The sequence below is a fragment of the Eubacterium sp. AF36-5BH genome (assembly GCF_003460505.1).
Classification (GTDB): Bacteria; Bacillota; Clostridia; order Lachnospirales; family Lachnospiraceae; genus Eubacterium_G.
In genome coordinates this window covers 105,906-122,165 of sequence record NZ_QTVG01000004.1, presented here as the reverse complement: position 1 = coordinate 122,165, position 16,260 = coordinate 105,906, and the positions used below count along the sequence as shown (strand labels likewise).

Here is a 16,260-nt window from a genome sequence, read left to right as displayed (position 1 = left end):
ATTATTAATGTTCTAAATTATTTAATGCTTAATTTTATAAATCAATTATTTTATCTTAAGCTTTTTCTTAAATGCCTTAACGGCTTTTTTATTACCTTTAAGTTTTGTCTTCTTAGACTTAATATTCTTTACAACTTTCTTACTGAAAGAATTCTTCTTAACTTTCTTAAGTTTCTTACCCTTGAAAGTAATAGTCTTAATCTTGTTATCGCTTGCAAAAGCCTTAGCACTAATTGTCTTAACCGCCTTTCCAATTACAACAGTCTTAAGTTTTGAACACTTCTTGAATGCGTTCTTTCCAATTGACTTAACTTTCTTACCGATTGTCACCTTGCTAAGTTTCTTACATCCTGAGAATGTATTACTGTTAATCTTAGTTACCTTGCTACCAATTGTAACTTTCTTAAGTCCCTTACATCCTGCAAATGCCTTGCCACCAATTGTTGTTACGTTCTTAAAGCTAATCTTGTTTAACTTAGTACACTTGCTAAATGCTGATGCACCAATTGTCTTGATTCCTGCTGCAAATGAAACTTTCTTAAGCTTCTTCATTGACATGAATGCCTTAGCACCAACTTCTGATACAGATAAACCATATCCCTTATAGCTTGTCTTATCAGGTACAGCTACTGTTGTTAATGTGTTCTTCTTAGAAGCAACAACACCAATAAGTTTTGCCTTACCCTGTTTAAGTGTATCAACTGAAGTTACCTGATAAATGTAATTTCCTGCTGTAAATACTTTTCCTACGTATACTCCGTATTTTGTACGAACCTGATTAGCTACCGATTTATCATTTTTAGGCTTGTCGACCTTACCAGGAGTTACATATCTGTTAGCTTCTTCAACCTTTTTCCATTCATCTGTACAGTCTTTAATCTTATCTTCATAATAATTATCGCCTGTCTTGTCTGTACCTAATGCGCTTGAAGTATCCTTTGTTGCTGGTTCCTTAACGATAGTCTTATCAGCACCATCTGTATCCATATCCGGCTGTTTAACATTATCTTCTGTATTTGGAATAATTAAACCATTATCATCTAATGGATATTTTTCCATTCCGTTTCCGCCATCTTTTGAGTAATCATAACTGTCTGGTAATGAAACAGATGTCTTGTTACGATAATATAATAATCTCTGGACAGCATATCCACCGCTCTTACCTGATACAGTTACTGAATCAGCACCTGTTGTAATACCAGGACATGTACCATTAATAATATTGTTAATACCTACATTTGGTCCTTCACCGTTTGCAATTTCTACGATACATGCATTTTCTATTAATACATCGTCCGCATTTGGTACTTCGATAGCATTATCTAAGAAGATTGATGCTCCATTAGTGTAAATAAATACATCGTATACGCCAAGACCTACTGCATAATGATGTTTTACATTATTTGAAACTTTGTATGCTGCATAACCCTTAACAGTGTTGTTATGTGACATCCACTCCTCCTGTTTCTGTGGATCATAACATTTTTCGTTCTGTAGGAAGTATGTCTTACCATATTCACCTCTCCAAAGTACATCATGCTTCTGGAAATGCTCAATAAATAATCCATAACCTGTTACATAATCACCATTTACAACTAAAGCACTATTGGCTGTATTCTCATACCAACCAGTGTTATCACCATGGTCAGCTCTCCAAATCCATGTTTCATCAATAATTGTATTGTTACTGTTAATTACGATACAATCTCCTGTTGTTCCAAGAGCTCCTGTACCACCAACTCTACAAATAACATCCTGTAATACACAAGGGTTATTTGAATGATCTACATTTGCACCTTCATAACCAAGTTCTAAAAGTGTATCTGTTTTCTTTCCGGCATCTAAAATTACACCTGCAATTTCAACACCACCAATATCATACTTTGTATATGATTTGTAATCACTGCTCCACTTCTTACCAGCAACTCTGATAAATGTATCCGTGTTCTTATCTGTTGAAGTAAATGTTGCCATACCTAAACCAAGTACGATTGTATTTTCATGTGTTACTTCAAGAGCCTTATCTAATTTGTAAATACCAGGCTGAAGAAGTAAGTTATAACCTTTTGCTAATGCATCATTAATTGTTGTTGAAGTATCCTTGTCAGGGTTTGCAATATAGAAGCTGTCTAAGCCTAATGAAACACCAGGTCCCATATTGTTTTCTGACCAAGAAACACCCTTTGTATCTTTTCTTACTGATGGTACAAATACCTTGTAGCTATCTGATGATTCATCAAAATATAAGAAAGGTTTTTCTCTTGTTGCATCTGTCTTATCTAATACTGTTGTACAGCCGTTTGTTTTCCAGTTTGAGAAACCATTGTTCTGTAATAAGTTACCACCTGTGTTAAAGTAATTACTACTGTTATCTTTTAAAGTTGTTCCGTCAACGTTTTCGCATCCCTGAATAACCTGATTCCAGTTAATACCATATACTGCACCATTATCAGCCTGCTTTGTTGTGAATTCGCAGTTTCTGTAGTAATACTGCTGCTGACACCATGAACCAACTGCATCGTGGAATTTTGTATCTGATATGTAACCACCGCTGGCCCAAGCTTTATCACCCCATGTCCACTGAAGTAATGTCTGTCTTTCTACATTAAGTCTTCTGGCCGGAGCTGCCTGTGATACTGCCCACTTAAATGAATCATTCCAGTAATCTGAACCATCTGATGTCTGAGCGATTGTAAAGTTTTCAACATCAACCCAGAAGTTACATGTTACGTTACCATTAGCTAAAGCTGCCGGTGTTTTAACGTTCTTAATTCTTACATCATATGGTGTCTTACCTAAACCAAGAATCTGTGTATAATATCCTACATTATAAGCATCTGCACTTGTATCTGTATAATCACCAGGTTTAAATGCGAATGCATAACGATTCTGACCGAACTGATCATAATGCTGGTAACCAAATATCTCATTTACCTTGTCTGAAATTGCATCTTTATCATCAGCATCATTGAATACATACATATTGTCACCGAACTGAGCAATTTCTAACGAATAAGGTTCTGACATTTCACCATTTACATTTCCGTTTACTGATTCTACCTTGTAGTAGTTTTTGTACTTAGAACTTGTATTTGGCTTTGTATCTGTGTAGCTTGTCTGATCAGCCTTTACAGTATCAATTAACTTATACTCAGCATAACGACCCTCTGCTCTGTAAATATTGTAAGAAGCTGCATTTGTTGCTACTTTCCAAGTAATTGTCTGAGCGCCTGTCTTGTCATCTCTCTTAATATCTGTAATATCTGTCTTAGCAGGTTTTGACATTGATAATGTAGTAGTATAAGCTACTTCACTGTCAGCATAAGTACTATAGCTTCCGGCATCTTTTGTGTTAGTTAATGTTCTAACCTTAAAGAAATATTGTTTTTGTGCTGTCAAATTATTAACAGTCATCTTGCTGTCTGTTGTTAAACCTGCTGATTTATAATTTCCATTTTCTGATGTAGCATAGAAAACTTCGAAACATGAATACATATGTTCCTTAGGTGTTGTCCATGAAACCTGAACGCTGTCACCTGCTACATTAGATAATGTTACTTTTCTAGCCTTCTTAGGTGAAGTTGCTGTGTACATATAAAACTTTTCTGCGTCACCAACCTTGTCGCCTAAATGGTATTTTGAGCTAACACCAAGTTTTGTATGTTCTTTGTTGTTATCATATTTGTCAGTATATGTTTCAACTGTAATGATTTTTTCATCAGCACTACTTGCAAATGAAATAGTTCCATCTTCGTTATGCTGAATTTCTACAGATTCCCAACCTGTTGGTGCGTAATCATCTTTTACATCCATTTTGTACTGGTAAATGATTTCGTCATCTGTAGCTCTCCATACAGTATTTCTTGACTTTGTTGCGAAATTAAATACATCATGTTCTTTGTCATCAATTCCGTAGTTTTTGTATGTTCCATAGTATGCAGAGAATTTAGCACTGTCATCCACACTGCTTGTTGTTGTAAATTTCTTTTCCACTAATATTGGATCATTCTCTTTTCCACTTACAGTAATAAGATTTCCATTTGCCTTGTTGACAAAGAAAACTTCTGCATGTGTTGTTGCTTCATCTGCACCATCAATTGCGTCTGTACTTGTTGCTGCTGATGCTGCAAGAACTGACTCGCTAAATGCCTGTGATGAAAAAAGCATTGTTAAAGCCAAAAGCATTGATAGTAAAGATTTGTACATCTTTTTCATCTTCATTTTCTTTCCTCCTCAATTAAACTCAAAAAAATTAATAAAACACTTTAATTTGTAAGGTTGGTCTTAAAACGTTTTTATTTTATATACTATATTTTAGCATTAATTATTTTTCATTCAATTCTCAGCTTTTATGAAAATGCTTTTTAGCATTTTTTACAACATTTTATTTTTTTTTTATTTACTTTTCCTAAATTTATATTAATATTTTATGCGCTTTTCATATTCTTTCACATTCTTTCAAAATTTGACAAAAATGTTTTTATTTGTTTTTTTATTATTCTTTCCTACTTGTTCTTATTTGTGCCTTAATTTAATAAATATTACTAACTTTTTAGCCAGCAATATTTTTTCTTTCGTGCGAGTGTTTATCCATAGTGTAATGTTATTTCTATAATAAGAAATTCTAAAGGATTTTCTTATTATAGAAACAAAGAACTGCCGCCTCACGATTCTAAATCGTGAAAACGACAGTCCTCCGTCTCATTGTGTAATATATTACTTTAAAGGAACACACATCTTACTCTGATGCAATTCTAAAGTAAACCTAATTATTCTCTTGGCTCATCCGGCTCAAGTAAAGCTTTTTCGTAAGCTTCTAAAACGATACTCTGGATTGAATTGCGGGTAGCCGAGTTAATTGGATGAGCAATATCTCTATACTCTCCATCTGCTGCTTTACGTGAAGGCATTGCAATAAATAATCCTTTTTCACCTTCTACTACTTTAATATCATGTACTACAAATTCATCATCGATAGTTATAGACACTACAGCTTTCATTTTTCCTTCTTTAGTCATCTTTCTTACTCTAACGTCTGTTATGTTCATATGCTTGTCTTCCTTTCCTTGTAACCTACAAACTATATCTAAAATTACGTTCGTTTATAATTTTAATTTCATTTTCTTCTCCAAGATGATCTCCTGGATTAATTGTACTGTGACTTTCCACAATACAATTTTCTATCACAGCATTGTCTCCAATATATACATCATTTAGAATAACTGAATTTTTTATTGTGCAATTATTTCCTATGTATGCCTGTTTAAACACTACTGAATTCTCTACAGTACCATTAACAATACATCCGCTGGATATCAAACTATTCTTAACGTTTGAGCCCGAATTGTATTTTGCCGGTGGCATGTCCTCAACTTTTGAATAAACATCCGGATATTGTTTAAAGAAGAAATCCCTAACTTCCGGTTTTAAGAAATCCATATTTACATTGTAGAATTTCTCTATGCTAGATAAATTATTCCAGTAAGAATCTAACTGATATGCATAAATCTTTTTAGATTCCTTATTTCTTATAATAATGTCATTAACAATATCATATCTGTCTTCTGCAACACACTCTTCTAACATCTGAATAAGCAATCTTCTTCTGATTACATAAATTCCTGTTGATACCAATGTACTTGTGCTATTAAGCGGTTTCTCAACAAAATCGATAATTCTTCCATTATTATATGTAGTAACCACACCATATGATGAAACATCTGCGTTACTACCCATATCTTTGCAAACTATTGTAATGTCTGCACCTGTTTCAATATGTCTCTTTAAAACATCATTGTAATCTAATTTGTAAATGCCATCTGCTGATGCCACAATTACATATGGTTCATGGCTTTTCTTAAGAAAGCCAATGTTTTGTGCGATTGCATCGGCTGTTCCTCTATACCAAAAACCATTGTCTGATGTAATTGATGGTGTAAATACATATAAACCACCCTGTTTTCTACCAAAGTCCCACCATTTTGATGAACTTAAATGTTCATTTAACGACCAGGCATTGTACTGTGTTAAAACAGCTACCTTCTGAATGTGGGAATTTGTCATATTACTTAATGCAAAATCAATTGCTCTATAACTTCCTGCTATAGGCATGGCGCCAATAGCTCGCTTTCTTGAAAGTTCCTTTAATTTGGTATTACTACCTCCTGCTAAAATTATTCCAACTGCTCTCATTTATTCTCACCTGCCTTAACTATATAGTCACCTGATGGGAGCTTTCCGTCAGGATAATCTGATGGTTCTGTTTTTCCTGAAATTGCAACATTCTTACCAATTGTTACACCGTCAGGAATAACTGAGCCTTCGCCTATTACTGTCAAATCACAATTGTATATCTTCTGACTTAATTTACTGTCAGCATATTCGCCAACACCAATTGTACAATTCTCTCCAACTTCAACATTTTCAGCTATAATACTGCCATAAATCTTAGTTCCCGGCTTTATTACGCTTCCCTGCATAATAATTGAATCGTGAATTTCTGCGTTTTCGCCAACCTCAACATTAGCACTTATTACTGAATTCTGTACATTACCTCTAATGTCGCAACCTTCACCTACAATACTTTTCTCAATCTCTGCATCTGCTGAAATATATTGTGGCGGAAGTGCATCATTCTTTGTGTAAATCTTCCAAAATTCCTCATATAAATTAAACTCAGGAACGATATCGATTAATTCCATATTAGCTTCCCAATATGATTTCAATGTTCCTACGTCCTTCCAGTATCCATTATATTCATAAGCGTAAATTGGTCTTCCGCTTCCATGAATGTATGGAATAATGTGCATACCAAAATCACAATTTGGCTGATCTTTTAACTTTAACAAAGCCTCTTTTAATACAGGCCAACTAAATATGTAAATTCCCATGGATGCCAGGTTACTCTTTGGATGTTCCGGCTTCTCCTGAAATTCTGTTATCTTATGATTATCATCTGTTACTACCACACCAAATCTACTTGCCTCTTCAATTGGAACCGGCATAGCTGCTATGGTTACATCCGCATTGTTCGCCTTGTGGTAATCAAGCATCACTTCATAATCCATCTTATAAATATGATCCCCTGATAAAATTAGCACATAGTCCGGATTATATGATTCCATATAATCTAAATTCTGGTAAATTGCGTTTGCTGTTCCTGTATACCATTCTGTATTTTCACTTTTTTCATATGGTGGAAGTACTGTTACACCGCCTATATTTCTGTCTAAATCCCATGGAATACCAATTCCAATATGAGCATTTAGTCTAAGTGGTTGGTACTGAGTAAGTACACCAACTGTATCCACACCTGAATTAATGCAATTGCTTAATGGAAAATCTATGATTTTGTATTTTCCTCCAAAGGCAACTGCAGGTTTTGCTACTTTCGCTGTTAGCACTCCTAAACGACTACCTTGGCCGCCGGCTAACAACATAGCTATCATTTCTTTTTTTACCATGTCCTTCACCTCGCTGCTTAAAAAAATTGTGTACTAAAAGTATAACATTAAATGTGACATATTAAAAGGGTAATAAGTATCTTTTGGTGCTTTTTTTTATTAGTTTTTTCGTTTTTTTGATGTTTTTTTCTTTTTTCTTTGTGCATTTTGTACATCATTCGACTATTTTTTTGTTGCATTTTGATTTTGTTAAATTTTTAGCAATTTTCTGCTATATATTTTTACCATATTGAACCTTTAAAATTTGTCATAAGAAGTGTATAATAATTAAGTATTTTAAGATGTAAAGGGAGCCTTTTTAAAATTTTTTTCTTCATATTAATATGCAATTTATTTTTATACATATTTATATGTTAATTTTATTAGGTTTTGCCTGTGCAAAAATTTATATATTTAATTTAGGAGAAGGATTATGTACAATTTAGATTTTAATACTCCTGCCAATTTACATTTTACAGGAATTGGTGGCATTAGCATGAGTGCTCTTGCAGAAATTATGATTTCACGAGGTTTTACAGTTACAGGATCAGATTCACACGAATCAAAAATCACTGATCATTTAGAATCTTTAGGAGCGAAGATTTTTTATAATCAGGTAGCTGGTAATATTTCATCTGATATAGACGTTTTAATTTATACTGCTGCTATTAAGCAGGACAACCCTGAGCTTGTTAAGGCAAAGGAACTTGGTATTCCACTTCTTACAAGAGCTGAGTTTTTAGGTCAAATTATGCTTAACTACCCTATGGCAATTGGAGTTTCAGGAACCCATGGAAAAACCACTACAACTTCAATGTTGTCACAGATTATGTTAGAAGGAAACACTGATCCAACTATATTAGTAGGTGGTATTATGCCTGCAATTCATGGAAACACACGTGTTGGACATTCAGATAAATTAATTACAGAAGCTTGTGAATACACTAATAGTTTCTTATCATTTAAGCCAAATATGGCAATTATTTTGAACGTTGCCGCAGACCATCTTGATTTCTTTAAGGATTTAGATGACATTAGACACAGTTTCAGAAAATTTGCTGAACTTGTACCTGACGACGGTTTTCTTGTTATAAATAGTGATATTGACAACTTAGAATATTTTACTGACGGGCTAAAATGTAAGGTTATAACTGTAGGTTCAGATCCTGCAAAGAGTGATTACAGTGCTACAAATATTGAATTTGATCAGTTTGCTAAAGGTTCATACGACCTGGTTGTTAACGGTGAAAAGTCATTCCATGTAGCTTTAAATGTTACAGGAGAACACAATATTTACAACTCTCTTGCTGCTATTGCCGCTGCTCACGCAATGGGAATTAGTGACGAGAACATCAAGGCCGGTCTTACACAATACGGTGGAACTGACAGAAGATTCCAGTACAAGGGTAAAGTGGGCGATGTTACTATTATTGATGATTACGCACATCACCCAGATGAAATTACAGCAACTATCAAAACAGCTAAACACTATCCTCATAAGAAAATGTGGGTAGTTTTCCAGCCACATACATATTCAAGAACTAAGTCATTACTTCCTGAATTTGGAAAAGCATTAAAGGAAGCTGACGCTGTAGTTTTAGCAGATATTTATGCTGCAAGAGAAAAAGACACTTTAGGTGTTAGTTCTTTAGATGTAAAAAAAGAAATCGAAAAATACGGAACTGAGGTACATTACTACCCAAGTTTCAGTGAAATAGAAAATTTTTTACTAGAAAGTTGTTCACCTGGCGATTTGTTAATAACAATGGGTGCCGGAGATGTAGTTAAAATAGGGGAACATCTTTTAGGAAAATAACTTATTAACATCCCACAAAATTTTGTTGATAACTTTCTTCAAAATTTTGTGGTTTTTTTGTTCATAATTTTCAAGTAATTAACATTGGTTTGTTTTCCCCATAAAATAAGGTGTTCGACATTTTTCAGCATTTTTTCCGGCTGATGTATTAACATTATTAACATTATTAACATTGCCAAAAGTCCTTTAAAAATGGGGCATTCAAGCCTTTTGCAACATTGCATTTTTTATACTTTATGCTATACTCATTCCTGCACGCAGGAAATCCCCTGTATGTGTTTTTGAGAAAAAACAGTAATATTTTTGACGAATTTTCTGTTGAAATATTTTGGGACAGGCAGGAATTTTCCTGTACAAATTTTTAATATTTTTTTTGGAAAAAGAGGGACATAAAGATATGAGCAAGTTAATTTTTGACAGAGGTAATTTTACAGATTTTACTTCTATTTCGAATGTTTTTGTAGATGAATACATGCCAACTGCAAATGGTGAATTTGTAAAGATTTATTTATTACTTTTACGTCTTGTAAACACTGGATGCGAAGATCTTTCAATTCCAACTATTGCTGATACTTTTAATATACTTGAAAGCGACGTTGTTCGTGCTTTGAAATTCTGGTCAAGAGAGAATTTACTCTCACTATCACTTGACGAGGATGGTTCCATTAACGGAATCAAGCTTGAAGCACTTTCAACAAACAGATACATTGTTAGGGATTTAAACAATAAACTTGATACAAACACTGAAGTTTTAGCATCTGCTGCCGGAGAATCAGCTCCTATTGCAGTTCCTACAGCATCAGGAATTATCGTTCCTAACAAGAAGAAATATTCACCAAGAGAAGTTGAAGCTTTTTCAGACAATGAAGATTTCCAGCAGATTAAGTTCCTTGCTGAAACATATTTAGGCAAGTTACTAAGCCCTACAGAAATCGACAGCATTTTATACATACTTGATGGTTTACAGCTTAGTGCCGACTTTATCGAATACGTTATGGAATCTTGCATTTCATCAGGGCAGAAGTCCCTTTCATACATAGAAAAACAGATTGTTTTTTACTTTGAAAAAGACATTAGAACATTAAAGGAACTTAAGGATTACTTAAAATTACAGAAAGATATTTCAAAAAGCATTTACAAAGCTTTTGGTTTAGATGTTCCAGCAAGACCTATTAAACGTGAAATGTCTTACATAACAAAGTGGACTGATGAGTTAGATTTTTCTGATGAATTCATTATTGAAGCCTGCAACAGATCTGCTGCTCACGCAAGTACAAACAGCGGAAAGTTTTCTTATGCTGATTCAATTTTACTAAAATGGTCAGAAAAAAATGTAACATCAATGGCTGACATTGAAAAGTTGGACAAGGAACACAAAGAAGAATCACAGAAGATTTACAGTGCTAAGGCAAAAGTTGCTAAGAAAATCAGTCGTCCAAAAAATGTTAGAGCTATTGAAAGTAGAAATTATAATCATCAGGACTTCGAAAAGCAGCTTATTATGAACCGAAAAGAAATGGTTGCTAACATTTCTTCAAAAGAAAAATAGACAGCAATCAACATATACCCTATGAATGGAGTTTTTTATGGGATTAACAAGAGAACAGTTTGACATTATTTATAATAAGTATAATAATAGACGATTGGACAATAGTATTAAACAGGACAAGCGTCTCAAAGAGATTTATGAAAAGATTCCTCAGATTAAGGATTGTGACTTAAAAATCAGCTCTCTGGCAGTTAATGCTGCACGTAGTGCACTTAATGGGGATACATCTTTAAAAGACAATTTAAAAGAAGATATCGCCAATGTAAGCAATCAGAAGAAGGCTCTCCTTATGGCAAACGGTTATCAGAGTGATTATCTTGAGCCCATTTATGATTGTCCTATTTGTAAAGATACTGGTTTTGTGAACGGACAACCTTGTGAATGTCTTCAGAAGGAAGTTATAAAATCTCTTTACACAACCGAAGAATTAAATGATATACTACAAAAGGAAAATTTCAGCACATTTAATTTTGATTTATATTCAAATAATTTTGTAGATGAAGTAACAGGTGTTACTGCTCTTGATAACATTAAGGACGTTGTAACTTTCTGTAAAGAATTTGTAGATAATTTTGATAATATTGACAATAATAGTATTTTATTTTATGGTAGAGCAGGTTCGGGAAAAACTTTTCTCATTAACTGCATTGCAAATGAACTGATTAACAAGTCACATACAGTGCTATATTTAACAGCTGTATCTTTCTTTGATTTGTTGTCAAAAATTACTTTTAATCAAAAGGAATCATCTGCATTTGGACAAATTACAAAGCATGAGCTATTACAGTGCGATGTGCTTATAATTGATGATCTTGGAAGCGAAATGGCTAATTCTTTTACCAATTCAGCTTTGTTTGATTGTTTAAACTACAGACTTATACACCATAAATCAACAATTATATCAACCAATTTCTCATTGTCAGATCTTAATGAAGTTTATACTGACAGAACATTTTCGAGAATTCTTGGTAACTATAATACATTTAAGATTTTTGGTGATGATATAAGGATAAAAAAATTTATTAATTAACACTTTTTTACACATGGAGGAAAAATTAATGGCTATCGAAAAATTCATTGAATCAATTCCTGTTGGACCACTTGCGATTGTAGCTTTATCAGGAAGCAAAGCTTTAGGTGAAACTGTAGACGCATATATTTCTGACTGGAGAAGCGAGAGAATCGAAGCAAAGGAATCACCTATCACTTTCAAAGGATATGTAAAAGACTCATATCTTCTTGATGTAGACACACCACGTTTTGGTACAGGTGAAGCCAAATGTACATTAAGAGATACTGTTAGAGGTACAGACCTTTACATTATCGATGATGTAACAAATTACAGCGTAGAATACACTGTTTGTGGTCACAAGAACCATATGTCACCTGATGACCACTATGCTGACATTAAGCGTGTTATTGCTGCCGCTGCCGGTAAAGCAAAGAAGATTACAGTTATTATGCCTTTCTTATATGAAAGCAGACAGCATAGACGTTCTTCTAGAGAATCTATGGACTGTGCAGTAATGCTTCAGGAATTAGTAAGCATGGGTGTTGACAACATCTTAACATTTGATGCTCACGATCCTAGAGTAAACAACGCAATTCCTATTAGCGGATTTGAATCAATTATGCCAACATATCAGTACATTAAGAACCTTTTAAGAAATGTTGATGACCTTATTATTGATGATGATCACCTTATGGTAATCAGCCCTGATGAAGGTGCAATGAGCAGAGTAGTTTATTTTGCAAACGCTCTTGGAATCAATATGGGTATGTTCTACAAACGTCGTGACTTTACACAGGTTGTAGACGGAAGAAACCCAATCGTTGCTCATGAATACTTAGGTGAATCTGTTGAAGGTAAAGACGTGTTAATTATTGACGATATGATTTCTTCAGGTGATAGTATGCTTGACGTTGCAAGACAGCTTAAGAAACGTAAAGCTAAGAGAGTTTTCGTTGCTTCAACATTTGGTTTATTTACAAATGGTCTTGAAAGATTTGACGAAGCTTACGCTGATGGAACAATTTATCGTATTATGACAACAAACTGCATTTACCAGACACCTGAACTTCTTTCAAGAGAATGGTACATTAACGTAGACGTTGCTAAATACACAGCATACTTCATCGACAGATTAAACCACGATTCTTCTATTAGTGATTTACTAAATCCATACAAGAAGATTGAAAAATGCGTTGAAGCATATAAAAACAGATAATAATTTCTAACAATTGTGTTATGTATTTATGTTATTCAAGCATTTATGTAATCATTATTGTTGAAACTAATTTGAGATAAAGTAAAAAGGCTATGGGTTTATAGTATCAAATCTATAAAACCCGTAGCCTTTTTATTATTTTATTATAGCTAATTTTATTTTTTTAATTGTATTTCTACTTACGCCTTTGCTCGTGCTTTTGCCTGCGTCTTTACTTATATGTCTACAGTTTTATGAAATTATGCTTAATTTCTAATTTATCTGCCATAACTTTTTCTCTTGTATGACATGAGAACAAAATTACCTGTTCCATATTCTCGCCCATAAACTTTAATGTGTTTCCCATTCTCTTGTTGTCATACATTACAAAAGCATCATCAAGTAAAATTGGTTTGTAGTCTTTTTCAAATATTATATCTGCTGCTGCCAAACGCAATGCCATATATATTTGTTCTACTGTTCCCTTACTTAACTTAGAAGCTGGTAGCAATGCTTTTTTGCTATTAACTAAAATATTCAATCTTTCATCAATTGACAAATTATCATATTTACCATTTGTTATCTGCGACATATAGTAGGAAGCTCTCTCGTTTAAACGCTTGCCAAAACTATTTCGTATTTCATTAGCAATATCCTCAATGTTTTCCTTTGCATCTTCTATTGCCTGAATTTCAATTTTGGCTTTTTTAATATTATCAAGTCTCTCTGTTAGTTCATCCAACTGTCTTTCGCATTGAATATCCTGTTCTTTTTTCTGCTCTAGTGCCCAACGCGCCTTTGATATAACCTCATTAAGTTCACGTTCCTGCTCTTCAATGTCTTTAATTTCATTGCTGTAATCTGCTGAGTCTATGGAACGATCTTCTTCCTGCTTAATCATAAGCTTTGTATTTTTCAAAAGTTCTTTCTTGCTTTCTAACTGACGCTGTGTGTAAAGTTCTTCATGTTTTGCAGCTTCCAATTTATCCAAAGCTAATTTCAGTTCCTTGATTGCCTCTAACTTACGCTTTTTCTTCTTTTTATTAAAACAATATCTTATGATTGCCAAGATTGTACAAATAAAAGCTCCTACAAAGCAGCCAATTGGTCTAATCCAAAATTCTGTAACTGTTAAGAAATTCAAATTTCCAAGTATCAGCCCTACACCTGTACCTACAAATGCCAATGCTAAAATAATAAATGCAACCGGCATACTACTACGTGTATGTACTTTTTCAGACAGCATTTCCATTGTTTCATGGCCGTCTATGCCTTTTTCCATAAGTTGACTTGTAAGTTCAGCTTTATGTGCTTTTATTTTTTCAAGTATTTCATTTGTCTTATCAACCTCAGATGTGTATGTCATAACATCCTGATACAGCTTATCTTTTCTGGCATTTTGTCTTGCGAGTTCTCCAAGTCTTTGCTTGTCTAATGCTGAAAGTTCTTCCTTTCTTGAAGATAACCTTAAAACTGAATCTTTTTTCTGCTCAATTGATGCAATAATTGCATGTTGCTCTCTTTCAGAGACCTCCAGTTGTTCCTTAACAGTGTATATGCAACGTTCCACATCATATTCCTCACCGATTCGGTTATCAGTTGCAATCTTTTTCTTCTGTGCATCCAAATCCGTAAAGGCTTCTTTAATATCTATTTCCATAGACTTAGTGGAGCCTAAGTTTGCCGCATAGTTTTTTAAAATATTTTCTAATTCCTTGTCTGTTACGCTTCCCAACTGGCTAATACTTATTGTATTGTAGTAACAACTTTCATCTAACCCTGTAAATAGTTTGTCAATTTCATCTTGTGTAAGTTCACGACCTAAATCCTCATTTATCACCTTAAATGATTTATTCTGTCTGTTGAAATTTCTTTCGATTCGATAATCAACACCATTGCTTTCGATTCTCATCATCCCTTGGTAATTAGATGGGTTGTCCCAAGGCTCATACTTACTGTACGTATCCTTACTGCTAGCTTTTCCCCTTTGCTTCTCTATTCCAAAAAGCATGCCTCTAATAAATGTATGAAACGTAGTCTTACCGGCCTCGTTTTCACCATATATAATATTTAATCCCGGCTCCAAAGACATGGACTTATGATTAAATTTTCCGAAATTAGTTAATTGTAAATCCTTAATAATCATTGTCTGTCCTCCATTGCATCTATTAAAGCCTTTGCACCATAATATAAAGTTTTTCGATCTAATTCGCTTAAATTTCCTTTGTCCAAATATCTTTTAATAAACATTCCCAATATATTATCATGATTATCTTCATATAATTCCTGAAAATCAAAATCCGGTACGGTTTCATCTACAATCTGAACTATATTTCCAACGCTCTCAATTTCTTTTTCATTTATTTCAAAATCGGGGTCTCTGTAACCTGAAAAGAAAATCTTAAACATATTATCTTTTCCATTTTCTTCAATCATATCCGTAAGTCTGTGTCTAATTTCCATATTAGTAGCTGTTGTAGTTACCTGAAAATCAATTTCCTTATATATACGTTTTGCAAAAGGAACAAACTCTAACTCAAGACTATTCTTTGTCACTTCTCCGTATATATATCCTCTCTCACCCATGTCATTCATGTCAATTGGTTCAAGGGAACCACAATAAGCCATACGGTTTTTCTCGTCCATTTCCGGCTTATGTATATGACCTAACGCTACATAATCAAAACCTGACATTGCAAGTTTCTTTTTACTAATAGGTATGTGTTTTTCATCGCCACCATGTGCTACTAAAATATTAATTTTATCAATATCTTCTACAATAATGTGGTCATATAAATTTTCCTGGATTTCTGTTTCATGGTAGCTTAAACCATAAACACATGTATTAAGTTCCGGAATATCAACCTTGGTAATGTTTTTATCATCTATAAAGATTACATTTTCACTCCATTTAAAACCATCATAAAAAGATCCCTTCTTTATGGCATCGTGATTTCCTGCACATATTACAATCTTTGTATCAGGAATTGTTGACAGAAGGTAATCTACCTCTCTCACTTCTCTTAGCAGTGGTTGTCTATGAAACATATCGCCTGCAATAATAAGCAAATCCACTGGCTGCATCTTTATTTTCTTTATTAATCTTTCAAAGGATTCCCAAATTTCGTCTCCTCTTTTTGCCGCCCATTCTTTCTTATTTTCAGGATGTGCGCCTAAATGTATATCACCTGTATGAATAAATTTCATATAGCCTCCCAAACTGCTGTTAATTTATAGTCTAACCCA

The 16,260-nt window shown here is 33.7% G+C and carries 10 protein-coding genes; 4 read left to right on the top strand and 6 right to left on the bottom strand.

Annotated features, from left to right (window positions below):
- Positions 1–45: 45 nt before the first annotated feature.
- From DW006_RS04985 to DW006_RS04970, 4 genes are all read right to left on the bottom strand, one after another.
- Positions 46–4,221 carry a leucine-rich repeat protein gene (locus DW006_RS04985; protein ID WP_117999314.1) on the bottom strand — a complete coding sequence of 1,392 codons (4,176 nt, stop codon included), beginning with the start codon at positions 4,219–4,221 and terminating at the stop codon, positions 46–48.
- A gap of 548 nt (positions 4,222–4,769) precedes the next feature.
- Complete coding sequence (gene spoVG / locus DW006_RS04980; RefSeq protein WP_022164900.1) at positions 4,770–5,048, bottom strand: septation regulator SpoVG; 279 nt, start codon at positions 5,046–5,048, stop codon at positions 4,770–4,772.
- 25 nt (positions 5,049–5,073) lie between these two features.
- The gene (gene glgD, locus DW006_RS04975) at positions 5,074–6,192 is read right to left on the bottom strand and encodes a glucose-1-phosphate adenylyltransferase subunit GlgD (protein WP_117999313.1); all 1,119 of its coding nucleotides are present in this window, start codon (positions 6,190–6,192) and stop codon (positions 5,074–5,076) included.
- Positions 6,189–7,463: a glucose-1-phosphate adenylyltransferase gene (locus tag DW006_RS04970; protein ID WP_117999312.1), complete on the bottom strand. Its 1,275-nt coding sequence runs from the start codon at positions 7,461–7,463 to the stop codon at positions 6,189–6,191. The genes glgD and DW006_RS04970 overlap by 4 nt, the downstream gene beginning before the upstream one ends.
- Before the next feature lie 412 nt (positions 7,464–7,875).
- Between DW006_RS04970 and murC the strand changes: the two genes are divergently transcribed.
- From murC to DW006_RS04950, 4 genes are all read left to right on the top strand, one after another.
- Positions 7,876–9,258, top strand: a complete 1,383-nt coding sequence (gene murC / locus DW006_RS04965; RefSeq protein WP_117999311.1) for a UDP-N-acetylmuramate--L-alanine ligase — start codon at positions 7,876–7,878, stop codon at positions 9,256–9,258.
- Positions 9,259–9,655: 397 nt separating this feature from the next.
- Entirely contained in the window at positions 9,656–10,807 is a 1,152-nt protein-coding gene (locus tag DW006_RS04960) for a DnaD domain protein (protein ID WP_022164896.1), read from the top strand.
- Between the two features lie 37 nt (positions 10,808–10,844).
- Entirely contained in the window at positions 10,845–11,837 is a 993-nt protein-coding gene (locus DW006_RS04955; protein ID WP_117999310.1) for an ATP-binding protein, read from the top strand.
- Positions 11,838–11,865: 28 nt separating this feature from the next.
- Entirely contained in the window at positions 11,866–13,035 is a 1,170-nt protein-coding gene (locus tag DW006_RS04950) for a ribose-phosphate pyrophosphokinase (RefSeq protein ID WP_022164894.1), read from the top strand.
- A gap of 223 nt (positions 13,036–13,258) precedes the next feature.
- On the opposite strand, the gene DW006_RS04945 is transcribed toward DW006_RS04950, so the two are convergent.
- Both DW006_RS04945 and DW006_RS04940 read right to left on the bottom strand, forming a co-directional pair.
- The gene (locus DW006_RS04945; RefSeq protein ID WP_117999309.1) at positions 13,259–15,160 is read right to left on the bottom strand and encodes an AAA family ATPase; all 1,902 of its coding nucleotides are present in this window, start codon (positions 15,158–15,160) and stop codon (positions 13,259–13,261) included.
- Positions 15,157–16,221, bottom strand: coding sequence for a metallophosphoesterase (locus DW006_RS04940; protein WP_117999308.1), 1,065 nt, complete (start codon positions 16,219–16,221; stop codon positions 15,157–15,159). Before DW006_RS04940 ends, DW006_RS04945 begins: the two co-directional genes overlap by 4 nt.
- Positions 16,222–16,260 lie beyond the last annotated feature (39 nt).

Excerpts from the sequence above, each read along its gene's own strand:
- DW006_RS04985 (WP_117999314.1), bottom strand. The coding sequence starts at position 4,221 with ATGAAGATGAAAAAGATGTACAAATCTTTACTATCAATGCTTTTGGCT.
- spoVG (WP_022164900.1), bottom strand. The coding sequence starts at position 5,048 with ATGAACATAACAGACGTTAGAGTAAGAAAGATGACTAAAGAAGGAAAA.
- glgD (WP_117999313.1), bottom strand. The coding sequence starts at position 6,192 with ATGAGAGCAGTTGGAATAATTTTAGCAGGAGGTAGTAATACCAAATTA.
- DW006_RS04970 (WP_117999312.1), bottom strand. The coding sequence starts at position 7,463 with ATGGTAAAAAAAGAAATGATAGCTATGTTGTTAGCCGGCGGCCAAGGT.
- murC (WP_117999311.1), top strand. The coding sequence starts at position 7,876 with ATGTACAATTTAGATTTTAATACTCCTGCCAATTTACATTTTACAGGA.
- DW006_RS04960 (WP_022164896.1), top strand. The coding sequence starts at position 9,656 with ATGAGCAAGTTAATTTTTGACAGAGGTAATTTTACAGATTTTACTTCT.
- DW006_RS04955 (WP_117999310.1), top strand. The coding sequence starts at position 10,845 with ATGGGATTAACAAGAGAACAGTTTGACATTATTTATAATAAGTATAAT.
- DW006_RS04950 (WP_022164894.1), top strand. The coding sequence starts at position 11,866 with ATGGCTATCGAAAAATTCATTGAATCAATTCCTGTTGGACCACTTGCG.
- DW006_RS04945 (WP_117999309.1), bottom strand. The coding sequence starts at position 15,160 with ATGATTATTAAGGATTTACAATTAACTAATTTCGGAAAATTTAATCAT.
- DW006_RS04940 (WP_117999308.1), bottom strand. The coding sequence starts at position 16,221 with ATGAAATTTATTCATACAGGTGATATACATTTAGGCGCACATCCTGAA.